Source organism: Actinomadura rayongensis (genome assembly GCF_009831215.1).
GTDB classification, from domain to species: domain Bacteria; phylum Actinomycetota; class Actinomycetes; order Streptosporangiales; family Streptosporangiaceae; genus Spirillospora; species Spirillospora rayongensis.
In genome coordinates this window covers 229,370-252,770 of the sequence record NZ_WUTW01000002.1, presented here as the reverse complement: position 1 = coordinate 252,770, position 23,401 = coordinate 229,370, and the positions used below count along the sequence as shown (strand labels likewise).

18 protein-coding genes are annotated in these 23,401 nt (G+C 72.7%); 11 read left to right on the top strand and 7 right to left on the bottom strand.

Going from position 1 to position 23,401, the window contains the following annotated elements; genetic code table 11:
• Nucleotides 1–216: 216 nt before the first annotated feature.
• Nucleotides 217–3,057, top strand: coding sequence for a PKD domain-containing protein (locus tag GQ466_RS10555; RefSeq protein WP_161102705.1), 2,841 nt, complete (start codon nucleotides 217–219; stop codon nucleotides 3,055–3,057).
• A gap of 128 nt (nucleotides 3,058–3,185) precedes the next feature.
• Here the strand turns inward: GQ466_RS10555 and GQ466_RS10550 are convergent, their stop codons facing one another.
• The 3 genes from GQ466_RS10550 to GQ466_RS10540 all read right to left on the bottom strand — a co-directional run bounded on the left by GQ466_RS10550 (nucleotide 3,186) and on the right by GQ466_RS10540 (nucleotide 7,068).
• Nucleotides 3,186–4,811, bottom strand: coding sequence for a CBM96 family carbohydrate-binding protein (locus GQ466_RS10550; protein WP_161102704.1), 1,626 nt, complete (start codon nucleotides 4,809–4,811; stop codon nucleotides 3,186–3,188).
• 95 nt (nucleotides 4,812–4,906) lie between these two features.
• Nucleotides 4,907–6,178 carry a hypothetical protein gene (locus GQ466_RS10545; RefSeq protein WP_161102703.1) on the bottom strand — a complete coding sequence of 424 codons (1,272 nt, stop codon included), beginning with the start codon at nucleotides 6,176–6,178 and terminating at the stop codon, nucleotides 4,907–4,909.
• Between the two features lie 38 nt (nucleotides 6,179–6,216).
• Entirely contained in the window at nucleotides 6,217–7,068 is an 852-nt protein-coding gene (locus GQ466_RS10540) for a phosphatase PAP2 family protein (protein WP_161102702.1), read from the bottom strand.
• Between the two features lie 110 nt (nucleotides 7,069–7,178).
• Between GQ466_RS10540 and GQ466_RS10535 the strand changes: the two genes are divergently transcribed.
• On the top strand, nucleotides 7,179–8,051 hold the full coding sequence (locus GQ466_RS10535; protein WP_161102701.1) for a beta-1,6-N-acetylglucosaminyltransferase: 873 nt from the start codon (nucleotides 7,179–7,181) through the stop codon (nucleotides 8,049–8,051).
• A gap of 25 nt (nucleotides 8,052–8,076) precedes the next feature.
• Here GQ466_RS10535 and GQ466_RS10530 read toward each other — a convergent pair whose 3' ends face one another.
• The 4 genes from GQ466_RS10530 to GQ466_RS10515 form a co-directional block, all read right to left on the bottom strand.
• Nucleotides 8,077–8,865, bottom strand: coding sequence for a WecB/TagA/CpsF family glycosyltransferase (locus GQ466_RS10530; protein ID WP_161102700.1), 789 nt, complete (start codon nucleotides 8,863–8,865; stop codon nucleotides 8,077–8,079).
• A 61-nt stretch (nucleotides 8,866–8,926) separates the two neighbouring features.
• A complete protein-coding gene (locus tag GQ466_RS10525; RefSeq protein WP_202420367.1) occupies nucleotides 8,927–9,838 on the bottom strand; it encodes a sulfite exporter TauE/SafE family protein in 912 nt (303 codons plus the stop codon).
• 107 nt (nucleotides 9,839–9,945) lie between these two features.
• Entirely contained in the window at nucleotides 9,946–11,412 is a 1,467-nt protein-coding gene (gene cysC, locus GQ466_RS10520; protein ID WP_161102699.1) for an adenylyl-sulfate kinase, read from the bottom strand.
• A 233-nt stretch (nucleotides 11,413–11,645) separates the two neighbouring features.
• Nucleotides 11,646–12,371 (bottom strand): methyltransferase domain-containing protein, encoded by a 726-nt coding sequence (locus GQ466_RS10515; RefSeq protein ID WP_161102698.1) that lies wholly within the window; start codon nucleotides 12,369–12,371, stop codon nucleotides 11,646–11,648.
• Between the two features lie 191 nt (nucleotides 12,372–12,562).
• Between GQ466_RS10515 and mfd the strand changes: the two genes are divergently transcribed.
• The 9 genes from mfd to GQ466_RS10470 all read left to right on the top strand — a co-directional run bounded on the left by mfd (nucleotide 12,563) and on the right by GQ466_RS10470 (nucleotide 23,324).
• Entirely contained in the window at nucleotides 12,563–16,072 is a 3,510-nt protein-coding gene (mfd, locus tag GQ466_RS10510; RefSeq protein ID WP_161102697.1) for a transcription-repair coupling factor, read from the top strand.
• Between the two features lie 31 nt (nucleotides 16,073–16,103).
• Nucleotides 16,104–16,739: a SurA N-terminal domain-containing protein gene (locus GQ466_RS10505; protein WP_161102696.1), complete on the top strand. Its 636-nt coding sequence runs from the start codon at nucleotides 16,104–16,106 to the stop codon at nucleotides 16,737–16,739.
• 2 nt (nucleotides 16,740–16,741) lie between these two features.
• Nucleotides 16,742–17,695: a nucleoside triphosphate pyrophosphohydrolase gene (mazG, locus tag GQ466_RS10500; protein WP_161102695.1), complete on the top strand. Its 954-nt coding sequence runs from the start codon at nucleotides 16,742–16,744 to the stop codon at nucleotides 17,693–17,695.
• A gap of 66 nt (nucleotides 17,696–17,761) precedes the next feature.
• The gene (locus GQ466_RS10495) at nucleotides 17,762–18,703 is read left to right on the top strand and encodes an NADP-dependent oxidoreductase (RefSeq protein WP_161102694.1); all 942 of its coding nucleotides are present in this window, start codon (nucleotides 17,762–17,764) and stop codon (nucleotides 18,701–18,703) included.
• Nucleotides 18,704–18,718: 15 nt separating this feature from the next.
• The gene (locus GQ466_RS10490) at nucleotides 18,719–18,943 is read left to right on the top strand and encodes a hypothetical protein (protein ID WP_161102693.1); all 225 of its coding nucleotides are present in this window, start codon (nucleotides 18,719–18,721) and stop codon (nucleotides 18,941–18,943) included.
• A 50-nt stretch (nucleotides 18,944–18,993) separates the two neighbouring features.
• Nucleotides 18,994–19,350: a tetratricopeptide repeat protein gene (locus tag GQ466_RS10485; protein ID WP_337193414.1), complete on the top strand. Its 357-nt coding sequence runs from the start codon at nucleotides 18,994–18,996 to the stop codon at nucleotides 19,348–19,350.
• A gap of 269 nt (nucleotides 19,351–19,619) precedes the next feature.
• On the top strand, nucleotides 19,620–20,975 hold the full coding sequence (locus GQ466_RS10480; RefSeq protein ID WP_202420366.1) for an SAM-dependent methyltransferase: 1,356 nt from the start codon (nucleotides 19,620–19,622) through the stop codon (nucleotides 20,973–20,975).
• Nucleotides 20,976–21,073: 98 nt separating this feature from the next.
• On the top strand, nucleotides 21,074–22,888 hold the full coding sequence (locus tag GQ466_RS32265; protein ID WP_161102692.1) for a serine/threonine-protein kinase: 1,815 nt from the start codon (nucleotides 21,074–21,076) through the stop codon (nucleotides 22,886–22,888).
• 79 nt (nucleotides 22,889–22,967) lie between these two features.
• Nucleotides 22,968–23,324 carry a hypothetical protein gene (locus GQ466_RS10470; RefSeq protein WP_161102691.1) on the top strand — a complete coding sequence of 119 codons (357 nt, stop codon included), beginning with the start codon at nucleotides 22,968–22,970 and terminating at the stop codon, nucleotides 23,322–23,324.
• Nucleotides 23,325–23,401 lie beyond the last annotated feature (77 nt).

Below are 23,401 nucleotides of genomic sequence, written 5' to 3'. Positions count from 1 at the left end.
CCGCCCGGGAAGCGTACCTCGCGTGCTGTGCTTCCGGGCGTTGGTCGGGACAAGTCCGCAGATCAGCGGAGTGGACCGTTGCCGGAAACTTGATATCGAAATGTTGACGAAAGTTCCGTGTTGCGCAGACTGCTCCGGTTACGCTTGCCCGGCGCCGGGCTCCCAGGGCGTTGTTTTGGGTGAGATTTTACTCCTTACACTTGCAGGAGGCGCTGCATGGGCAGACGCAGACTCGGAGCCCTTGTCGCGGGGGTGATCCTGGCGCTGGGACTGACGGGAGCGGCCGTCACCGCCCCGGCCCAGGCCGACCAGACGGGGGCCGAAACCGGCCAGGGCAAGGTCGTCAACGCCGACCCCGTCGACTACACGCCGCAGGTCCAGGACGGCGAGGTCAAGTCGATCGTGAAGATCGGCGGCAAGATCTACGTCGGCGGCAGCTTCACCCAGGTCAAAGAGCCGGGGGGCGGCAAGCCGATCCTGACGCGCAACCGCATGTTCGCCTTCGACGCGGCGACCGGCGCCATCGACCCGAACTTCACGCCGGACGTCGACAAGAACGAGGTCAGCGTCCTGCTGCCCGCGCCGGACGGCAACTCCCTCTACGTCGGCGGCAACTTCGGCTACATCAACGGCGTCCGCACCTTCGTGATGGCCCGGGTCAACGCGACGACGGGCGCGCCGATCACGTCGTTCCAGCCGCACTTCGACGCCCGTGTCCGCGACCTGCGCTTCGCCGGCGGCCGTTTGCTGGCGGCTGGAACGTTCTCCACCGTGGACGGCGCTCCGCGCGCGGCCCTCGCCGCGATCAACCCGCAGACCGGCGCCCGCGACGACTTCGTCGACCTCGGGATCTCCGGCACGCAGACCGGGACGGGCACCACCCAGGTCTACAAGATGGACATCACGCCGGACGGCTCCAAGCTCGTCATCATCGGCGTCTTCAACTCCGTCGGCGGCAGCCCCCGGCACCAGATCGCGATGATCGACCTGTCCGGCGCCACCGCCCAGCTCGCCAACTGGGACACGGCGCGGTACGCCGACCAGTGCTCGCAGTCGTTCGACACGTACATGCGCGACGTCGACTTCTCGCCCGACGGCTCGTTCTTCGTGGTCTCCACGACCGGCGCGTACGGCGGCACGTCCAAGCTCTGCGACTCGCAGGCCCGCTGGGAGACGGCCGCGACCGGCGCGGGCCAGCAGCCCACCTGGGTCAACTGGACCGGCGGCGACACCACGTACGCCATCGAGATCACCGACACCGCGGTCTACGCGGGCGGCCACTTCCGCTGGTCCAACAACCCGTTCGCCGGGGACTCCCCGGGCCAGGGCGCGGTCTCGCGGCGCGGCCTGGTCGCGCTCGACCCGCTGAGCGGCGTCCCCTACACGTGGAACCCGGGCCGTGATCTCGGCGTCGGCGTCTTCGACCTCCTCGCCACGAACGAGGGCCTGTGGATCGGCAGCGACACCGAGAACCAGGGCGGCGAGTACCACCCGAGGCTCGCGATGTTCCCGGTGGCGGGCGGCACCAAGGTGGCCGTGAACCAGACGGGGACGCTGCCCGGCAACGTCTACTACGGCGGCGGCACGGGCTTCCTGTTCCCGCCGAACTACCTGAAGCACCGCTCGTTCAACGGGACCACGGCCGGTTCGGAGGTCACCGACGGCACCGCCGGGTTCGACTGGCGCACCGCGCGCGGCTCGTTCATGATCAACGGTGAGCTGTTCTACGGGCTGAACGACGGCAAGTTCTACCGCCGCACGTTCGACGGCACGACGCTCGGCACGCCGACCGTCATCAACGAGGCCGACCAGCTCACGAACATGTCCACCTGGCACGGCCAGGTGCCGAACATCAACGGCATGTTCTTCGCGAAGGGCCGGGTCTACTACACGCGCGGCCAGTCCTCGCTGTACTACCGGGGCTTCACGCCGCAGAGCAACATCGTCGGCGCGCTGGAGAACGTCGCGACCGGCAACCTGCCGGCGACCAACTGGAGCCAGGTCGGCGGCATGTTCGTCGACGGCGACTACCTGTACTACGTGAACAACAACGACGGGAAGCTCTACCGGGTCGGGTTCTCCGCCGCCGGAGTGCCGACCGGCACGGCGACGGTCGTCGCCACCGGCGACTGGCGCGGACGTTCGGTCTTCCTGTACTCGGGCGTCCCGAACGAGAAGCCCACGGCGTCGTTCACGACCGACTGCGGCGCGCTCGCCTGCGCGTTCGACGGCTCCGGATCCGGCGACCCCGACGGGACCATCGCGTCGTACGCGTGGGACTTCGGCGACGGCCAGACCGGTACCGGCGCGACCGCGAACCACACCTACGCGGCGGCGGGCACGTACACCGTCAAGCTGACCGTCACCGACGACGACGGCGCGACCGCGGAGAAGTCCGACACCGTCACCGTGGCGCCGAACAGCACCGGCATCGTCTACCGGGGCGGGGACGGCGCCAACGCCAACGCCACGTCCGTCAAGGTGACGGTCCCGCCCGCCGTCGAACCCGGCGACGGTCTGCTGCTGCTGCTGACCTACAACAGCGGCGGCGTCACGATGACCCCGCCCGCCGGGTGGACCCAGGTGGACACCCAGACGGCGAGCACGGGCGCGACGTCGGTGGTGTGGAAGCGGGTCGCGGCGGCCGGCGACGCCGGGACGCAGATCACGATCCCGTTCAGCGCGATCACCAAGTCCGACCTGCGGCTGCTGGCGTACCAGGGCACCGCGACGGACGACCCGGTCGCGGCCGTCGCCAAGGCCGTGGACGGCTCGGCGGTCACCGACCACCCGTCGCCGACCGCGTCGGTCGCGGCGCCGGGGAGCTGGGTGATCTCCTACTGGGCCGACAAGTCGTCCAGCACCACCGCCTGGACGGCCCCGGCCGGCGTCGAGACCCGCGGGACGGGCATCGGCGCGGGCGGCGGACGGATCACCAGCCTCACCGTGGACAGCGGCGGCTCGGTGGCCACCGGCGGCTACGGCGGGAAGATCGCGTCCACCGACGCGGCCAGCAGGGCGCAGATGTGGACGATCGTCCTGGCGCGGAAGCCCTGATCCGCGAACCGTGACCGGATGACGGTCCCGGCCGGAGCACTCCGGCCGGGACCGCCACCGGCAGCGGGAACGACGAAGGCCCCCGGTGCGAACCGGGGGCCTTCTCCGTTGTCAGCCGTGCGACGCGGTCAGCAGAAGTCGCGCCACGCCTGCCTGCTCGGGCCGTCCAGGAGGCGGTAGTCGCCGTTGCTCCACTTCAGGTCGAAGTAGGCCACCCAGAGGGCGCGGTGCGCGGTCAGATAGGAGTTGGTGGCGCGCAGCCACTCGGCGCGCTTTGAGCCGTCGTCGCCCCGCACCACCAGGCTGCCGGTCTCGGCGACGCCGAACGGCAGCCCTTCTCCCTCGCTCGTCGCGATGACCCGCTGGTACATCGCCTCGGGCGTCTCGTAGCGGCCCTTGGAGTCGGCGAGGTTGTAGACGTCCCAGCCGAGCGTCTGGATCACGTCCTTGCCGGGGTAGTAGTCGCGCCAGTCGCGGCCCGAACGCGGGTCGAGCGTCCATCCCATGAGGACGAGCGTCGCGTGCAGCCGCGGGTTGTGCGCCTCGTCGGCGAGCGACCGCAGCCGGCGCCACGCCGCCCGGTAGTCGGCGGCGGTGAAGCTCCCGGCGGCGATGTTGTCCTCGGGCTCGTGGTAGTAGACCCAGTAGACGTCGCGGTCGCCGGGGGCCGTCGCGAACCAGCGGCGCATGGCCTCGTCGTACCGCCCCGACAGCACCGCGCGGGGGTCGAGCTTGAACGAGATGATCGCGGTGCGCTTGCCGACGTCGGGCCGTCCGGGCCAGGCCGGCGGGACGCTCGGGTAGAACAGCCGGACGCTCTCCAGCCCGCCGTAGTACTGGTCCATCCGGCTGAGCGCCTGCTGCGACGTCTCGCCGTTCTGGTAGTTCAGCGAGGCGCCGCACAGCGTCCGGGGACGTTCCCTGGACGGGTCGGGCGAGGGCGTGTCCGAGGGCGTCGGGGTCGGTGTCGGGGACGGCCCGGTGCTCGCCGACACGGCCGGCTCCGGCTCCGTCGGCGAGGGCGTCGGCGACGCGGTGGGCCCGCGCCGACCGCCGCCGAAGACGAGCAGCGGGCCGCGGTCGGCCTCCCGCGACTGGATCGAAGCGCCCGTGTTCTCTTCGGCGTTGGTGATGGCGAAGGCGTACCGGCCGGGGGCGCGCACGATGGAACCGACGTCGAAGACGGCCATGTCGCCGGTGACGGGAACGGTCGCGATCACCGGGCCCGGCACCGGACGGTTGTCCCAGGAGGTTCCGGTCTCGTCCCACCCGTCGGGCAGCGTCCGCAGCTCGACCTGCCCGGGACGGTGGTCGAACCGGTCGAACGTCACGGCGAGGCGCGCCCCGTCGGCGACGTTGGCGCTCTCGGGGACGTCGAAGGCGACGTACGCCTCGGTGTGCCACGCGGGCCACACCGAAGCGGTGATCTTGGCCGCGTCGCCGTACGTCGTCGTGGGGCGCTCCCGCACGACGTAGGTGTCGGCGACGGCCGGGACGGCGGTGACGCGCCGCGCAGCCGCCGCCCGGGCCCGCACGTCGTGCGTCCCGGGGCCGTCGCGGGCGATGGCGACGGCCCCGGCCGCGACGACCGCCGCGGTGGCGAGCGAGGCCACGGTGAACAGCGGCCGGCCGGACAGCGCCCGCCGCCGCGCGGGCGCCGCGCGGCGGGTCGGGGGGACCGGTCCGGACCGGCGCGCGTCGGGACGATGGTGGCGACCCGTCGGCGACGGGTCCCGGGGATCGCGGTTCGGCACGGACCGCCCCCCTTTCTGCGTCGGTCGCCTTCTCAGTTCATGATGTCCGTCTGGGCGAAGTCAATTCCTTGTAGTGACGGTCCTGTAACTCCGAGTCATCCGAGCGGGAACATCCCGATTCGGCCGTGGTACTCCTTGCCGAGCTGGTCGGTGTCGCTGCCGACCAGCAGGCCGTTCGGCGTCGCGACGAGCGCCTCGACGCCGTGGCCGAGCGTGCGGGTCGGGTTCCACGACAGCGGCTTGCCGGTCGTGGGGCTGAGCGCGGCGATGCCGGGCCTGGACACCGCGCCCGGTCCGGCGAAGTCGTGGCCGTACGGGTTGTTGAGCCACCGCTGGTGCCCGCCCACGTAGACGGCCACGCCGGTCACCGACGTGGACAGCAGCGTGTCGCCGCCGGTCCAGTCGACCCAGGTCGGGCTCTGCCCCGAGCCCGTCCGGTCGGTCTCCCACCGGGCGGCCGAGTCGCAGAGCTGGCTGGTGCCGTACGGGCCGCCGGTGGTGACGACGACGAAGTACGACCCGTCCGGCGAGAAGTCCATGCCGCGCATGTAGGTGTCGAACGAGCTGGTGTTGCACGGCGTCGCGTACTTCTCCGTGGCCCACGTGGTCAGCTTCGCCGGGGACGACTTGGTGTCGATCATGGCGATCTGGTAGCGGCGGAGCCCGTTGACCTTGGTGAACGTGCCGTTGATGATCAGGCGGCTGTCCGCCGGGTTGACGGCGAGACGGTAGACCTTCAGCGCGCCCTGGCGCGGGTCCGAGACCTTGAGGGTGAACGTCGGGTCGGCGGCGCCGGTGATGGCGTCCAGCCGGGCGAGGGAGGCGCGGGCCGCGCCGCCCGCCTTCGTGAACGTGCCGCCGATGTAGAGCCGCGAACCGCGGCGGACCATCGTGTAGACGCGGTAGTCCACGGCGGGCTTGAACGTCGGGACGATCCCGCCGTCGGTGGCCTTGAGCCGGACCAGCGTGCCGGTCTTCGTCGCGCCGACGTGGGTGAACGTTCCGCCGGCGTACACCGACGAGGACGTCCCGGCCTGGAGGGTGTGGACGCTGCCGTCCACCTTCGGGACGAACGCGGTGTCGATCTTACCCGTGCCCATGTCGTAGGCGAACAGGTTGTGCCGCTTGATCTTGGTGGCGGAACTCGCCTCCCGGACCTCTTCGAAGTCGCCGCCGACGATGACCTTCGTGCCGACGACGGCGATGGCGCGCACGGTCCCGTCGAGGACGTGCGGCGTGTTGTCCACCGGGTTCGCAGAGACCACGGCGGACTGTGCGATGTCGGCGTTTGCGGTGAACGTGGGGACGAGCGTGGTGGTCAGCACCGACAGTACGGTCACCGTCGCCGTGATTGAGCGCTTGCGCATGGGGGGTCTCCGGGTCGAGGGCGCGTGACCCGGCACTTTTAGCACGCTTCCGGGCTCAAGGAGTCCGGTTCGGGGGAACTGATACGGGTTGATACCCGGTCGTGTCCGAACGTATCGGTAGCGCCGCCGTTCGGCGCCCCATCGGTTCGGGGCAGCAGCACACGGCACGCGAAGACCGTCACGACGAGCAGCATGCCGCCGACCGCCCAGCCGCCGAGGACGTCCGTCACCCAGTGTTTGTTCAGGTAGGTGCGGGTGTAGCCCTCCATGAACGCCATCGTGACGATCAGGCTCCACGCCGCGCAGCGCACCGTCCGTCCGGCGCGCGTGTAGGCGAGCGCGACCAGCACCACCGTGCCGTAGATCGCCAGCGTGCGACCGCAGCCGCCGGACGGGTAGGTGCCGAGCGTCGTCGGCGGGTGGCCCCGGTTCACGACCTTCGCCAGGGCGGCGTTGTCGAACTTCTGCACCAGCACGGTCCCGCCGATGATCACGGCGGGGACCCACCACCGCTCGCGCCGGAGCACCGCGACGACGGTGAGCACGACCGCGGCCACGGCGGCCGTGCCCCGGGTCTCGGGAATGTTGCCCATCTGGCCGAGGAATCGCATCGGCTCCGCCCAGCCGTGCCGCTGGACGTCCTCGATCCAGTGGAAGACCGCCCAGTCGACCGGGTGCTCGATGCGCTGGAAGATCTCGCCGAGAACGAGCCCGACGGCCGTCAGCAGGAACACCCCGGCGCCGTACAGCGTCAGCGCGGCGCCGCCGGGTCCGAGCGTGCCGGTGAGTTGCGCCCGGGCGTCGAGCAGCGCGGGCGGAACGACGGAGCGGGCGGAAAGCGCGCGTGCGACGAGGAAGGCGCCCGCGAACACCAGCGGTGTTCCGAGCACTCCGAGCAAGATAGCGGTCAGCATTGCTGTACTTTAGCGGCACGAGGTGGGATTGACCGCTGTTCGCGAAGGTCATTTCCTCCGGTAGATCGACTTCCTGGAGTGACGGTATGGGTCAGGGCACCGTTGTCGTTGTTGTGCTCTCTCATCGCGGTTCCGAGCAGGTGGCCAGGCTCGTGGAACGCATCACCGCCGGTGCTCACTCAATGGCGGTGATTCATCACGATCCGTCGGGGGAGCCGCTTCGCCTCCGTCCCTCGTCGTCGGTGGCGCTGCTGCCGGACCCGGTGGCCTGCAGATGGGGACGGCTGTCGCTCGTCGAAGCCCAGTGGAAGGCGCTGCACTGGGTGCGCGCCAATGTCCCCGACTTCTCGTGGGTGCTGCTGGTATCGGGTCAGGATTATCCCATTCGGCCGATGACGGCCATCGAGGCGGAACTCGCGGCGTCCCCGCACGACGCTTACCTTCGCCATTTTTTCGTGGGACCGGATCCGGCCACCGACGAAATTTCGTGGCAGGGCCTCACCCGGCGGCGTTATCTGTATAAGAGGCGCCTTCCGTTCAGCCACCGTTCGGTCCCGTTGCCGATGCGGCGCCGTGATCCTTTCCGGGGGGACGTCGGCCTCTACGTCGGCGACATGTGGTTCAACCTGTCCGCCCGCGCCGTGCACGGGATGCTGGACGCCGGGCCGCTGGCCGAACGGCTGCTGCGCTACCTGCGGTTCGCCCCGATCCCGGACGAGGCGTTCGTGAGCTCGCTGGCGCTCAACGTCCGGCCGGAACTGGACGTCGCGCGCGACAGCAAGCGCTTCATCCGCTGGGGCACGCGGCAGCCGCACCCCGAACTCATCACCGCCGCGCATCTGGACGACCTGCGCTCCAGCACCGCGTTCTTCGCCCGCAAGGTCGACGCCGACCGCCACCCCGAGGTGCCGGATCTGCTGGACGCGCTCGCGGCGGAACGCCCGACCGCCGCCTCGTGACGCCGGCCGGGCTCCGCGTCGTCGGTCAGCGGGCCCGGACGCGGTGGGCGAGGACGCGCACCAGATAGGACCCGAGTTCGATCGTGTACCGCCGCCAGAGCCGGCGCGGCTCGCGCGCCAGCCGGTAGAGGAACCCGATCCGCAGCCGCAGGACCCACGTGGGGTAGTAGTCGCGGCGTTCGGCGAGGTGCTCGAAGTACGCGCCGCAGGTGATGATCACCGGGGCGGTCAGCCGGTCGCGGTACTCGGCGACGAACCGCTGCTGGAGCGGGGTGCCGAGACCCACGTGCAGGATGTCGGGCGAAGCGGCGTTGATCTCGTCGACGAGGCGTTCGGCCGTCGCGGCGGGGATGCGTCCGTGCTCGTCCGCCCAGTGGCCGTGCAGCGTCCCGGCGATCGTCAGGCCCGGGTACCACGCGCGGACGTTCGCGGCGGCGGCCTCCGCCACGCCCGGCGCGTTCCCGAAGAGGAACACCCGCCACCCCTCGGCCGCGGGCTGGCCGAACAGGTCGTCGGTCAGGTCGTCGTTCGCCATGCGGCCCGGCACCGGACGGCCGAACACCCGTGCGGCGAGCACCACGCCCCACCCGTCGGCGAGGTTGAGGTCGAAGCCGTTCATCAGGCCGCGCAGTTCGTCGTCCTTCTGCGCCTTGAGAACGTAGTCGGGGTTGGCGAACGTGATGGTCAGCGTCGTGCGCGAGGCGACCGCCTCGGCGACGAACGACCGCAGGACGGTGGCGTCCACGCGGCTGACCCGGATTCCGAGCACGTCCACCGTGTCGTGCCGCCAACGCTCGTGCCCGGGCGCTTTCATGATCTCCTAGCACGGCGGAGGGCTGGGGGGAGGCCGCCGTCCGGGGCAGAGTATCCCGAGATCAGCCGGTTCTGACGGATTCCCGCTCAGTCACGGCAACAGCGTCTTTGGCGCGGCGGCGGCCGGTCAGCCAGACGGCCGTGGCGACCGCGGCGAGGGCGACCATCGCCCACGCGAGCTGCGTCACGCCGAGGCCGAACATCTTGAGCGCCGAGACGACGAGGACGAACGCCAGGACGCGGCGGATCAGCCCGCCCGGCGCCCGGGACGAGATCTTCGAGCCGAGGTAGACGCCCGGGATCGACCCGACGAGCAGCGCGGCCGTGACCTCCATGCGGAAGTCGCCGAACAGCAGGTGGCCGAGCGCGGCGGAGAAGACCAGCGGGACGGCCTGCAGCAGGTCCGTGCCGACGAGCTGGTTGGCGCGCAGCGCCGGGTAGAGCGCGAGCAGCGCCACGATGATCAGCGAGCCGGAGCCGACCGAGGTGATCCCGACGACGAGCCCGCCGACGACGCCGACCAGCAGCGTCGGGACGGGCCGGACGACGACGGGCCCGGGGTCCGCGCCGTCCAGCTCGGCGTCCCGCTTACGGGACTGGATCCCGCGCACGACGAGCCCGGCGGCGGCCAGCAGCAGCGCGACGCCCATCGCGATCTGGATGAAGCGCTCGACGCCCGAGCCGTCCCCGAGCGCCCGCGCGACGAGGACGCCGCTGAACGCGGCGGGCACCGATCCGGCGCACAGCCACCCGACGAGCCGCAGGTCGATCGTCCCCTGCCGGTAGTGGACGAAGCTGCCGACGGGCTTCATCACGGCGGCGGCGACGAGGTCGCTGGACACGGCGGCCAGCGGGCTCACCCCGAAGAACGTGACCAGCATCGGCGTCATGAGCGCTCCGCCGCCCATGCCGGTCAGCCCGACGACGATGGCGACGAGGAACGACCCGAGGGCCATCGTCCAATCGAAGTCCATCCGTATGCCCTACCAACATGCTGGGGAACCGGCCGCCGACCAGCCTAGGCGAAACCCCCCATCCATGCCCACACCGCCCACGCTGACGGCGGCCGGGGCGTGCCGGGTCAGGGGCGGACCCAGCCGCCCTCCACGAGCAGCGCGAGGACGCGCTCCACGGCCTCGTCGGCCGTCAGCCCGGTCGTGTCCAGCGTGAGGGCCGCGTCCGCAGGCACCTCGTACGGGTCGGAGATGCCGGTGAACTCGGGGATCAGCCCCGCGCGCGCCTTGGCGTAGAGGCCCTTGCGGTCGCGCCGCTCGCACTCCTCCAGCGGCGTCGCCACATGGACGAGCAGGAAGTCGCCCACGGCCTCGACCATCGCGCGGACCTCGGCGCGCGTCGCCGCGTACGGCGCGATCGGCGCGCAGATCGCGACGCCGCCGTGCCGGGTGACCTCCGACGCGACATAACCGATCCGGCGGACGTTCAGGTCCCGGTCGGCGCGCGAGAACGTCAGCCCCGCCGACAGCAGGCGCCGGACGACGTCGCCGTCCAGCAGCGTCACGTTGCGCCCGTCCCGCTCGACCAGCGCGTCCGCGAGCCCCCGCGCGATCGTCGACTTGCCCGACCCGGACAACCCGGTGAAGAACACGGTGAGCCCGCGCAGGTGCTTGGGCGGACGGGCCACCGCGAGTTCGGCGGCGACGGCGGGCGGGGTGAACCAGTCCGGGATCGGCTCGCCCCGGTCCAGCAGCTCGCCGAGCCGTTCGGGCGTCAGCTCCGCCTGGACGTGGTCGGGGTCGATGCGCGCGACGGGCCGCCACACCTCCACGTCCGCGTCATATCCCCACGGCTCGGGCACGACGACCGGGACGGCGGTCCCCTCCACGTCCAGATCGGCCAGCAGGTGCGTCGCCCCATAGGCGGCGGCGACATGGGACCGCAGCCGCACGTCCCGCTCGGCGGGCGACCGCTCCGGCAGCGGCAGCGGGACGATCCGCGCCCCCTCCGGAAGATCGCGCCGGACGGCCAGCAGCGCCCGCACCAGCGCCTCGTCGTGCTGCCCGCCGAGCAGCGGCAGGACGAGCACCGACGCCCCCAGCCGCTCGGCCACCTGCCGGATCTGCCCGAGCTGCTTGCGGTGCAGCGGCTCGCGGGCGGCGACGGCGAGCAGCGGCCCGTCGACGGCCTCCAGCTCGTCCGGACGCCGCCGCATCCGATGGAACGGTCCGTGCGCCGGCGCGCGCAAAGCCTCGACGGGACCGGCCAGACAGTGCGCCCCCGACGTAGGGTCCTGCCACGACTCGGCAACGGTAAGCACAGCCAGCGGCACGCCCTCGGGATCCTGCAGAACGAGCTGCGCATGCCCGGCCAGCTCCGCCGGAACGGTCAGCGTGACCGGCACCGGCCACGGCGTCCCGTCCGCCAGCCGCCCGCCCGCGATCACCATCGCGGCGTCGAACGCGCCGAGGAACCCGGTGAGCGGCGCGTACACCCCCGCGAGCAGCAGTTCCAGATCGGCCAGCTCCACCGGCCCCGGGGTCCAGGCGGGCAGGTCGCGCAGCGTGTCGGGCAGGCCGGCTTCGGCGGTCACCGCAGTCTCCGTTCCCGTCCGGGCAGGCCGGACGGATCCACGTCGGTCGGGGATTCCGCAGAAAAATACCGAGCCGCCGAGGGTGTTCGCACACCCGGCCCGGCCCCGTGGGGGCACGGGCGCGGCGGCCGGGTCCCCGCGAGATCTCCCGGTGTGATCGGACAGATGCGCACTGTCTCATTCTTGCCCGTCGCGCGACCCCGATACGCCCGTCCCTGGCCGGGAGCGGACGGTCAGAGCAGGCGGGCGTAGCGGTTCTCGGGTTTGCGGATGACGAGGGAGACGTCGGTGTGGGCGGCGGTGAGGCGGCCCCGGGAGCAGGCGGCGACCGTGCGGCACAGGGCGGCGAGCGGGGCGGTGGCGGCGCCGAGGGACGTGAGGGCGTCGCGGGACGTGCGTTCTTCGGCGATGACGAGGCCGCGCATCACGCAGTACCACTGGAGGCCCTGCCGGGACGCGACGCGTTCGTAGGCGCCGGCGGGCGGCGGCGCGGTGGCGGGACGGCCGGGGAGGTGGGCGGCGAGGCCGAGCAGCCGCCGGTCCAGGAAGCCGAGCGCGCTGTCGCGGTCGCGCAGCCGCAGCAGGAGCAGGCCGCCGGGCTTGAGGGCGGCGACGAAGCGGTCCAGGACGAGTTCGGCGTGCGGGACGCGCTCGATCAGGTAGGGGGCGTGGACGATGTCGAACGCGCGCGGCGGGAGCGGGACGGTCCGCAGGTCGCCGAGGTGCCAGGCGGTGAGGTCGGCGCGGGTCCGCAGGTGGGCGCGCGCGGCGGGCGTGTCGAGGTCGATGCCGGTGACCTGGTGCTCCGCGCCGTCCGCCCGCCCGTCGAGGCGGAGCCCGGCGCCCCAGCCGCAGCCCGCCTCCAGGATGTGCAGCCGGGTCAGCGGCCGTTCGGCGGCGTACTGGCGGGCGCGTTCGGAGAACAGGTCGCCGTCGCTGTCCGATCGGAGTTCCGTCACAACCTCGCAGCGTAACCATCCGAATGCATACTGTCCGGTCTTTACTCCTTCCCAGCGCGCCTCCGACCCGGGAGCGCCGGACGGAGCCGTGCAGGACGTAGGGTGGAACGACACCGGAACCCATCGGGTTTCCGGTTTTTCGTGCTGCGTTGGCAGTACGTTTTCCGTGATTCTGGGACGATCTGGCAAAGATGACGCTTTCTGGACTGGTTGACGTCGCGTGCTCCGACCCCGGGCTGAGCCGCGCGCTGGCGGACGCCCGGACCGACCGCGAAATCGTGGCGCCCCCGGCGCTGTGGCCGGTGCTCGCGGCGGCGCTGACGCGCTCGGTGGGGGACGGGGTCGTCCTCGCCGTCACCGCGGGCGGACGCGAGGCCGAGGATCTGGCCGCCGCGCTGACGAGCCTGCTCGAACCCGGCCGCGTCGCGCACTTCCCGTCCTGGGAGACGCTGCCGCACGAGAAGCTGTCGCCCCGCTCGGACACGGTGGGCCAGCGGCTCGCGGTGCTGCGCCGCCTCGCCCGCCCCGACGCCCCCGACCTCGCCGACGACGACGAGGGCCGCGGCGGCACGCTGGACGTCGTCGTGACGCCCGTCCGCGCGGTGCTCCAGCCGATCGTCGCGGGCCTGGCCGACCTGGAGCCCGTCCGGCTGCGCGCGGGCGACGCCGCCGACCTGGACGACACCGTCCGCCGCCTCGTGGACGCCGGGTACCACCGCGTCGACCTCGTGGAGAAGCGCGGCGAGATCGCCGTGCGCGGCGGCATCCTCGACGTGTTCCCGCCCACCGAGGAGCACCCGCTGCGGGTGGAGTTCTGGGGCGACGACGTCGAGGAGATCCGCTACTTCAAGGCCGCCGACCAGCGGTCCCTGGAGGTGGCGAGAGGCGGGCTGTGGGCGCCGCCGTGCCGCGAGCTGCCGCTGACGCCGGAGGTCCGCGAGCGCGCCCGGAGCCTCGCCGACCAGCACCCGGCGCTCGCCGAGGTCCTCGGCCGCATCGCCGACGGGGACACGGTCGAGGGGATGGAGGCGTTCTCGCCCGTCCTCGCCGAGCGCATGGAACTGCTCACCGACCTGCTGCCGAAGGGCTCGGTGCTGCTGGTCTGCGAGCCCGAGCGGATCCGGACGCGCGCCGCCGAGCTCGTCCGCACGAGCCAGGAGTTCCTGGAGGCGAGCTGGGTCAACGCGGCGGCGGGCGGCGCGGTCCCGATCGACCTCGGCGCGGCGGCGTTCCGGACGCTGGAGGACGTCCAGCTCCACGACGAGTCCCTCGGCCTGCCGCGCTGGACCGCCACGACCCTCAACCCCGGCGAAGAGGCGCTGCGCCTCGACGCGCAGCCCGCCGAGGCGTACCGGGGCGACACCGGCCGCGTCATGCCCGACCTCAAGGGCTGGATGGACGGCGGCTGGCGCGTCGTGCTCGTCACGCAGGGCGCCGGCCCGGCCGGACGGCTCGCGCAGCTCATCAGCGAGGCCGGGATCGGCACGACGCTCGCCGAGGTCCACGCCGAGCCGCGCTCGTCCGTCGTGACGGTGACGACCGGGCTGCTGGAGCACGGGTTCGTCTGGACGTCGCGCAAGCTCGCCGTCCTCACCGAGACCGACCTGACGGGCCAGCGGTCGTCCACCAAGGACGCGCGGCGGATGCCGTCCCGGCGGCGCGGCGGCATCGACCCGCTCCAGCTCCAGGTGGGGGACTACGTCGTCCACGAGCAGCACGGCGTCGGCCGCTATGTCGAGATGGTGAGCCGGACGGTCCAGGGCGCCACCCGCGAGTACCTGATCCTGGAGTACGCGCGCGGCGACCGGCTGTTCGTCCCGACCGACCAGCTCGAAGAACTGACCCGCTACGTCGGCGGCGAGGCGCCCAGCCTGCACCGGCTCGGCGGCGCGGAGTGGCAGAAGGCCAAGTCGCGGGCGCGCAAGGCCGTCCGGCAGATCGCGGGCGAGCTGATCCGGCTGTACTCGGCGCGGATGGCGAGCCCCGGGCACGCGTTCTCCCCGGACACGCCGTGGCAGCGGGAGCTGGAGGACGCGTTCCCCTACACCGAGACGCCCGACCAGCTCGCCGCGATCGACGAGGTCAAGGAGGACATGGAGAAGCCCGTCCCGATGGACCGGCTGATCTGCGGCGACGTCGGCTACGGCAAGACCGAGATCGCGGTGCGGGCGGCGTTCAAGGCCGTCCAGGACGGGGCGCAGGTCGCGGTGCTCGTCCCGACGACGCTGCTCGTCCAGCAGCACCTGTCGACGTTCGCCGAGCGGTTCGGCGCGTTCCCGGTGACGGTGCGGCCGATCAGCCGGTTCCAGACCGACGCCGAGATCAACGAGACCCTGCGCGGCCTCGCCGACGGGTCGGTGGACGTCGTCGTCGGCACCCACCGCATCCTGTCGGCGCAGACGAAGTTCAAGAACCTCGGCCTGGTGATCATCGACGAGGAGCAGCGGTTCGGCGTCGAGCACAAGGAGGAGCTGAAGCGGCTCCGCACGCAGGTGGACGTGCTGGCGATGTCCGCGACGCCGATCCCGAGGACGCTGGAGATGGGCCTGACGGGCATCCGCGAGATGTCCACGATCCTGACGCCGCCCGAGGAGCGGCACCCGGTCCTGACGTTCGTCGGCCCGTACGAGGACAAGCAGATCGCCGCCGCGATCCGCCGCGAGCTGCTGCGCGAGGGGCAGGTGTTCTTCGTCCACAACCGGGTGCGCTCGATCGACCGGGTCGCGGCGAACCTCCGGCAGCTCGTGCCGGAGGCCCGGATCGGCATCGCGCACGGCCAGATGAACGAGCATGAGCTGGAAAAGGTCATGGTCGACTTCTGGGAGAAGAACTACGACGTCCTCGTCGCGACGACGATCGTGGAATCGGGCCTGGACGTACCGAACGCCAACACCCTCATCGTGGACCGCGCCGACATGTACGGGCTGTCGCAGCTCCACCAGCTCCGCGGACGCGTCGGACGCGGCCGGGAGCGCGCCTACGCCTACTTCCTGTACCCGCCCGAGGCGCCGCTGACCGAGACCGCGCACGAACGGCTCTCGACGCTGGCGCAGCACACCGAGATCGGCGCGGGCATGTACGTCGCGATGAAGGACCTGGAGATCCGGGGCGCGGGCAACATCCTCGGCGCGGAGCAGTCCGGGCACGTCGCGGGCGTGGGCTTCGACCTCTATGTCCGGATGGTCGGGGAGGCCGTCCGGGACCTCAAGGAGGGCGGCGGCGTCGCCGAGATGCCCGACACCAAGGTCGAGCTGCCGGTGGACGCGCACCTGCCGCACGAGTACGTCCCCGGCGAGCGGCTGCGGCTGGACGCCTACCGCCGCATCGCCGCGATCACCTCCGACGACGAGATCGCCGAGGTGCGCGACGAGCTGAAGGACCGGTTCGGGCCGCCGCCCGTCCCGGTGCTCAACCTGCTGGAGGTCGCGCGGTTCCGGGCGCTGGCGCGGCGCGCCGGGCTCACCGAGGTCGCGCTCCAGGGGACGTTCGTCAAGTTCGCCCCGGTGGACCTGCCCGAGTCCCGGCAGGTCAGGCTCCAGCGCCTCTACCCCAAGAGCCTGCTGAAGACCACGGCGAACACGCTGCTCGTCCCGGCGCCGAAGACCGCGCCGCTCGGCGGGCGCCCGCTGCGCGACCAGGAGCTGCTGGCGTGGGCCACGGACCTCGTCCAGGCCCTGTTTTTGGAACCCGCGCGGTCCTAGGCTGGCGCACTGACCCGAGAGGATGTGGCCTGTGAGGTTCGTGAAGTCCGCCGGCGCCGTCGTGCTCGCCGCCGGGACGCTCGCCGGGTGCGGGGGATCGCCGGTGCAGGCGGGCAGCGCCGCGATCGTCGGCGACCAGCGCATCACCATCGCGTCGCTGGACCGGGACGTCCGGGACTGGCAGCGGCAGTTCCGCGACAACGAGGTCGCGAACGCGCTGAAGGAGCAGTCGGGCGGGAGCGCGGGCGACGCCGTCCGGCAGGCGCTCGGCACGCTCGTCCGGCTCCGCGTGGCCGACCAGACGGCCCGGCGCGCGGGCGTCGCGGTCACCGAGGGCCGGACGGACGCCGTCATCGCCGGGTTCGACCGGCAGCCCGGCGGCGCCACCGCGATCACGCTCGCCAACGGGCTCCCGGCCCGTTACGCCCGGGACGTCGCGCGGTTCTTCGCGATCCGGGACCTGCTCGCCGCCCGCTCGCTGCCGCCGCGCGTGACGAGCGCGCAGCAGGTGCTCCAGGCGCGGCAGCAGGCCGAACTGGAGATCAACAGGGTCGCCGCCGGGATGCGGATCGAGATCAACCCGCGGTACGGGACGTTCGACCGCGCCCAGGGCATGATCGGGCCGGTCACGACGCGGCTGTCGGGCACCGAGAAGGGGCTCGGCTGAGCATGGCGCTGCTGCTGCTCGCGACGACCCATCGCGTCGCGCCCGGTCTGCTGACCTGGCGGGCGTGGGAGGCGCTGCGCTCGGCGGCGCGCGTCCTGGCGCGTCCGGGGCACCCGCTGCTGCCGTCCCTGGCGGACGCCGGGGTGGCGGTGGACGAGGTCGCCGACCCGTCGCCCGCCGCGCTGATCGCGTCCGCCCGCAAGGAGTCGACGCTGTGGATCGCCGCGCAGGACGGCGACGAACGCCTCCTGCGCGACGTCGGCACGCTCGTCCTGGCGGACCCGCTGGACGTCGAGGTCGTCCACGGCTCGTACGACCTGCCGGGCGCGCGGCTGCTCGATCTCGTCGCGGTGATGGACACGCTGCGCCGCGAATGCCCGTGGGACCGGGAGCAGACGCACGAATCGCTCGTCCCGTACCTGCTGGAGGAGTCCTACGAGGTCGCCGACACCGTCGCCGACGGCGACCTCGCGGCGCTGCGCGAGGAACTCGGGGACGTGCTGATGCAGGTCGCGTTCCACGCCGTCGTGGCGTCCGAGCGGACCGACGAGACGGCCTTCACGATCGACGACGTGGCGGGCGGGATCGTGGACAAGCTCGTCCGGCGGCACCCGCACGTCTTCGCCGACGTCGCGGTGTCCGGCGCGGACGAGGTCAACGCCAACTGGGAGCAGATCAAGAAGGCCGAGCGGGAGGCCAAGAGCGGCGCCGAAGCCTCCGTGCTGGACGGTGTCCCGATGGGGCAGCCCGCGCTGACGCTCGCCGCGCAGCTCCAGCGCCGCGCGGCCCGCGTCGACCTGCCCGAGCCGGACTACGCGTTCACGGCGCCGGAGTTCGGGGCGCGGCTGTTCGCGCTGGTGCGGGAGGCGCGCGCGGCCGGGCACGACCCCGAGGCGGAGCTGCGGGAGGTGGCGCGGACGTTCGCCGACCGCGTCCGCGACCACGAGCGCGATTAACCGGGCGGTCCCACCGGGTAGGGCGGGGCGGCACGTTTTTCCGCTCAGTGGATCGGGGGACCACCCATGCGAGCCATCGCCGTGTCCGAATACGGTGCCACGCCGTCCGTGACGGACCTGCCGCTGCCCGAACCGGGACCGGGCGAGATCCTGGTCAAGCTCGTCGCGGCGGGCCTGAACCCGGTGGACTGGAAGATCGCCGACGGGATGCTCAAGGACTCGGTGGACGCCGCGTTCCCGCTCGTCCTCGGCGCCGACGGGGCCGGGGTGGTCGAGTCCGTCGGCCCGGACGTCGGGCGCTTCGCCCCCGGCGACCAGATCTTCGGGCAGTTCCGCGACCTGGCGCGCGGCGGCGGCAGCTTCGCCGAGTACGCCGTGATCGACCAGGACGCGCCGCTCGCCCGGATGCCGCAGGGCCTGATCTACTCGCAGGCCGCCGGGGTGCCGCTGGCCGCGATGACCGGCTACTCGATGGTCCACGAGGCCGATCTGGACGTCGGGAAGGTCGTCCTGATCGTCGGCGCGACGGGCGGCGTCGGCCAGTTCGCGGTGCAGTTCGCCATGAACCTCGGCGCCCACGTCATCGCGACCGCGCATCCGGACATGGACGCCGAGATGCGGCGCCTCGGCGCGGCCGAGACCGTCGACTACGGCCGCGCGGACATCGGCGAGCAGGTGCTCGCCAACCACGACGGCATCGACGCGATCATCGACCTCGTGAGCGGCCCGCAGGAGGTGGACGCGCTCACCGGGCTGCTCCGGCCGGGCGGCGCGTACGTGAGTTCGATCGGCGCCGCCAACCCCGACAAGCTGGCGTCGCAGCAGCTCAGGGGCGTGAACGTCCACACGCCCGGCACGCCGGAACTGCTCGCGACGATCGCGGACATGCTCGATGCGTCCAAGATCCGGGTAGCGGTGTCGCGGGAGGTCCCGCTGGAGGACGCTCCCGCCGCGATCGCCGCCAACCGGCAGGGCGGCGCGCGCGGCAAGACCGTGATCCGCATCTGAGCCGGGGAGGACACCGTGCCCGACGTGAACGAGATCCGCGACCGCATCCGGGAGATCGACGAGACGCTGAAGGAGCTGGGCGGCGAACTGGACGGCAGCCGCGACCAGTCCGGCCACAGCGACCCGCAGGACTTCGGCGACGCCGGCCAGGACCTCCAGGCCCGCGCCGAGCGCGACAGCCAGGTCCAGACGCTCCAGGAGGAGCGGGGCCGGCTGAGCCGGGCGCTGGAGAACTTCTAGGGGAACAAACCGCCTCCCGCGCGGGTTCTCGCGCGCGAAGGGAGATTGCGGTGACCACCTACGAGGACTTCCAGCGCGCGACCCTGTTCTTCGACGCCCGGGACTACGCGACGGCGGCGCGGCTCCTGGAGCCGATCGCCGCCGCCGACCCGTCCAACCGGGCGACGGCCGAACTCCTGGCCCGCGCGTACTTCCACAGCGCGCAGCTGTCCCGCGCGGAGGCGGCGTTCCGGCGGCTGCTGGACCTCGACCCCTGCAACGGCTGGGCGTACGAGGCCCTGGCCCGCACGCTGGAGCGCCGCAACCGCGCGGCCGACGCCGTCCCGTACCGCCGGACGGCGGCGGCCCTCGGCGCAACGCCCGCCGCCGCCCAGGAAATGCACGTGACCGCGGCCGACCTCGCGTGACCCGAAGGCGCCCTCCTGCCTGTCCGGTATGGGGGCGCCTTTCCGTCGGCGGGGTATTTTCGGGCGGTCGTATGACGGGCGGGTTGCCGGGAGGTGTGGACCGTGTTATCCGCAGGTCACGGAGCTGTCATACCTCTGAGTAAGAAATGCTCCACGACCTGCGCGGCTTGTGCGTCTGGCCGGATGCGGTCAGGGGCCGGGTTGTCAAATGCGTGAGTGGATTAACGTTCTCGTTAATCACATCGCAGGCAACGGAGCGGGTGCGCGTGGTGCGGTTTCGGGTTCTCGGCGAGCGTTTCGACGTCCAGGTCGACGGCGTGTCCGTCGAAGTCCGCGATCCCGGCGCGCGCGACCTGCTGTGCGTCCTCGCGCTGCGCGACGGCGCCCGCGTGGACGCGGCGGAGCTGGACGCGCTGTTCGGCGAGCGGGCGGGCGCGGTGGTCGAGGCCGCGGGCGCCGCGCTGCCCGACGCGGTCCGGCCCGCCGACCGCGACGGCTGCCGCCTCGACCTCGGCCCCGACGGCTACGTCGACCTGCACGAGTTCCGCGACCTGGCGGGCCGGGCGCGGGCGGTGCGGTCCGACGACGCGTCCGCGTCCCTCGCCGACTACCGCGCGGCGCTCGACCTGTGGACGGGACGGCCGCCGCGCGACGTCCCCGCGAGCGTCCGGGACCCGCTGCTGGCCGAGCTGCGCCGCGTCCGCGAGGAGATCGCCGACATGCAGCTCGCCGCCGCGCGCCCGTTCGCGGTCATCGACGACGTCCGGCACTGGCTGGCGTGCGACCCGGGGCACGACCGGCTGCGCGCGGTGCTCGGCAAGGCCCTGGCCCGCGCGGGACGGCCCGGCTCGGACGCCGTCGCGACGGGCCGCGCCGCGCCCGCCCGCATTTACGACTACTTCCTCGGCGGCAAGGACAACTACGCCGTCGACCGCGACGCGGCCCGCGAGATCCTCGCGGCGGTCCCGGCGGCGGCGGACGCGGCGCGCGCGAACCGGGCGTTCGTCCGCCGGGCCGTCCGGTACATGGCGGGCGAGGGCGGGATCGGCCAGTTCCTCGACGTCGGGGCGGGGCTGCCGACGCGCGGGAACGTCCACGAGATCGCGCGGGCGGAGCGGCCGGGCGCGCGGGTCGTCTACGTGGACAACGACCCGGTGGTGCTGACGCACGGCCGCGCGATCCTGGAGGACTCCGCGCACGTCGCGGTCGTCTCCGGCGACCTGCGCGACCCGGACGCGATCTGGCGCCGCCGTCGGCTCCGCGAGCTGATCGACCCCGCCGAGCCCGTCGGCGTGCTGCTGTGCGGGGTGCTGCACTTCCTGTCCGACGCCGAGGACCCGTTCGCGCTGGTGGAGCGGCTGACGGCCGGGCTGCCGCCGGGCAGCCTGGTCGCGGTGACGCACGCGTGGTTCGGCGATCTGGAGCCCGGTGCGGCGGACCGGGCGCTCGCGGTGTACCGTCGCTCGACCGCCGAGGTGCGGCCCCGCACACCGGACGAGATCGCCCGTTTCCTCACCGGGTTCGCGCCCGTCGAGCCGGGTCTGGTCGCGGTGACGGACTGGCGGCCGGACACGGCCACCGATCGGGTCGGCTGCGTCCTCGGTGCTGTCGGACGTCGCGTCTAGGGTGTCCGACCAGTAGAACCACCGCGAACCAGACGTGCGTCGGCACCATCACACCGGTGGATTTCCAGGAACGAACGGCCGGAGAGTGTGGACGACCGATGGACGAGCGGCGGGACGAGCGGGTCGAGTGGCGGGTCGAGGGCTTCGACGAGGTGCGGGAGCTGGGCCGGGGCGCCCACGGACGGGTCGTCCTCGCACGGCACGCGACGGCCGGGACGCCGGTGGCCGTCAAGTACCTGACCGGGACCTCCCCGACCGACCTGGAGCGGCTGCGCGGTGAGGCCGTCCTGCTCGGCCGCGTCACGGACCCGCACGTCGCGCGGCTGTACCAGTTCGTGCGCGGCGACGGCGGCGCCGCGATCGTCATGGAGGCCGTGGACGGCGTGCCGCTGCGCCGCGTCCTGGACGAGCACGGCGCGCTCGGCCCCGAGGCGTCCCTGGTGGTGCTCAAGGGGTCGCTGCGGGGGCTGGCGGCGGCGCACGCGGTCGGGGTCGTCCACCGCGACTACAAGCCCGCGAACGTGATCGTCCGGGCGGACGGCCTCAGCAAGCTCATCGACTTCGGGATCGCCGCGCCCGCCGGGGAGGGCGGACGGTCCGGCACGCCGGCGTACATGCCGCCCGAGCAGTGGAAGGGGCAGCCCGCGACGTCCACCGCCGACGTGTACGCGGCGACGTGCGTGTTCTTCGAGTGCGTCACCGGGCGGCGGCCGTACCGCGCGGCGGACCGGGCCGCGCTGCGCGCCGAGCACCTGTCCGCGCCGATCCCGGTGGACGAGGTGCCCGAGCAGGTCCGGCCGCTGTTGCTGGCGGGGATGGCGAAGGACCCCGAGCAGCGTCCGGCGGGCGCGCTGCTGCTGCTGGAGGAGCTGGAGCGCGCGGCGCGCGCCGGGTACGGACGCGACTGGGAGCAGCGGGGCGTGCGGGCGCTGGCGTCCGCGGCGGCGGCGCTGGCGGTGCTGTTCCCGCTGGCCGCGAGCGCCGGAACCGCCGGCGCGGCGGGCGCCGCCGGTGCGGCGGGCGCCGGTGGCGCGGCGGCGGGCGGCGGCGCGGCGGGCGGTGGCGCGGCGGCGGCCGGGACGGGCGGCGGGATCCTCGCGACGGTCGGCGGCAAGGCCGCGCTCGCCGTCGCCGGGACGGTCCTGGTCGCGGGCGCGGCGGGCGGCGCGGTCGCCCTGTCGAACGGCGGCGGCGACGGCGCGGACCCGGCCACCGGCACCGTGAAGATCGTCGCGCAGAACGAGACGCTGAAGGATCTCCCGGTCGCCGTCCGCGCCCAGTACGCGAGCATCACCGGCTACCGCGACCCGCGCGTCCAGGAGACGCTGAACCGGGCGCTGCGCGCGCCGCTGGACTACCACATCCGCTGGATGCGCAGCGCGACGAAGACCATGCTCGCCAACGCGGAGTTCAAGTCCGAGTGCGTCGGGAACAGCACGGTGAACACGACGGCGAAGCTGGGCCTGGCGGGCCCGAAGCTGGTCTCGGCGCTCTACACCTTCGACGGCAAGACCTGCATGCCGTCCGACGGGACGCTGCCCGGCTGGGCCGTCAGCGTGGACCTGGTGACCGGCCGCGCGCTGACCGCCGCCGACATCCTGAAGCCCGAGGCGCTGACGGCGTCCGGCGTCCGGACGCTGTTCGCCCGCCTCACCGGCACCGAGCAGGGCTTCTGGGGCGCCGACGGCTGCATGGGCCAGGAACTGGCGCCGCGCGACTTCGCCCCCGCCGAGCGCGGCGACCCCACGGCCGGGCCGCCGCCGCCCGCCGCGACGGTCTTCCTCGCGCCGGACCACTTCGAGGTCAACTACTCGGTGGAGGGCAGCGCGTGCGTCCACGACACGCTGCGCGCGCCGTACGGGAAGGTCCGCGACCTGATCGCGCCCGGGATCGCGAAGCTGCTGCCGTCCTGACGGGGCGGGCGGCGCGGACGGCCGGAAACGGTCAACGCCCGATGCCGTTCCGATATCCGCGCCCCCTACGCTGCCCCGGATGGGCCATCAGGAGTTTTACACGACTCTGGCACAGGTCTATCCGGTGCTGCTGCTCGCGCTGCTCTGGGATTCGCGCTACCTGGACGGCCTGCGCGAACAGGAGCGCCGCAGCCGCGCCGAGGACCCGGTGCACGGCGTCCATTTCTGGACGAAGGGACGGGTGCGCGTCTACACGATCGTGCTCGCTTTCCTGCTCGTCTGCGGGCTCGGCGCGTGCGTGCTCGGGCTGGCCGGGCTGTTCGGCGACAGCGCCGTGCTGCGCGGGCTTCTGGCGGGCACGCTGGTCCTCGCGCTGGTGACGTTGCTGGTGCGGGTCTACGCCGAGGTGGTGCGGGCGACGCGCGCCTCGCCATGATCATGCGTTGTGCGGCGTAATACCTTTTTCTTTGTGCCGGGATGTGCTCTCGTCCCGTTCTGGACGCGCCCCCCGGC

Bases quoted from the DNA above. Each gene is read 5' to 3' on its own strand.
- GQ466_RS10555 (WP_161102705.1), top strand. From the start codon at position 217: ATGGGCAGACGCAGACTCGGAGCCCTTGTCGCGGGGGTGATCCTGGCG.
- GQ466_RS10545 (WP_161102703.1), bottom strand. From the start codon at position 6,178: ATGCGCAAGCGCTCAATCACGGCGACGGTGACCGTACTGTCGGTGCTG.
- GQ466_RS10535 (WP_161102701.1), top strand. From the start codon at position 7,179: ATGGGTCAGGGCACCGTTGTCGTTGTTGTGCTCTCTCATCGCGGTTCC.
- GQ466_RS10530 (WP_161102700.1), bottom strand. From the start codon at position 8,865: ATGAAAGCGCCCGGGCACGAGCGTTGGCGGCACGACACGGTGGACGTG.
- GQ466_RS10525 (WP_202420367.1), bottom strand. From the start codon at position 9,838: ATGGACTTCGATTGGACGATGGCCCTCGGGTCGTTCCTCGTCGCCATC.
- mfd (WP_161102697.1), top strand. From the start codon at position 12,563: ATGACGCTTTCTGGACTGGTTGACGTCGCGTGCTCCGACCCCGGGCTG.
- mazG (WP_161102695.1), top strand. From the start codon at position 16,742: ATGGCGCTGCTGCTGCTCGCGACGACCCATCGCGTCGCGCCCGGTCTG.
- GQ466_RS10495 (WP_161102694.1), top strand. From the start codon at position 17,762: ATGCGAGCCATCGCCGTGTCCGAATACGGTGCCACGCCGTCCGTGACG.
- GQ466_RS32265 (WP_161102692.1), top strand. From the start codon at position 21,074: ATGGACGAGCGGCGGGACGAGCGGGTCGAGTGGCGGGTCGAGGGCTTC.
- GQ466_RS10470 (WP_161102691.1), top strand. From the start codon at position 22,968: ATGGGCCATCAGGAGTTTTACACGACTCTGGCACAGGTCTATCCGGTG.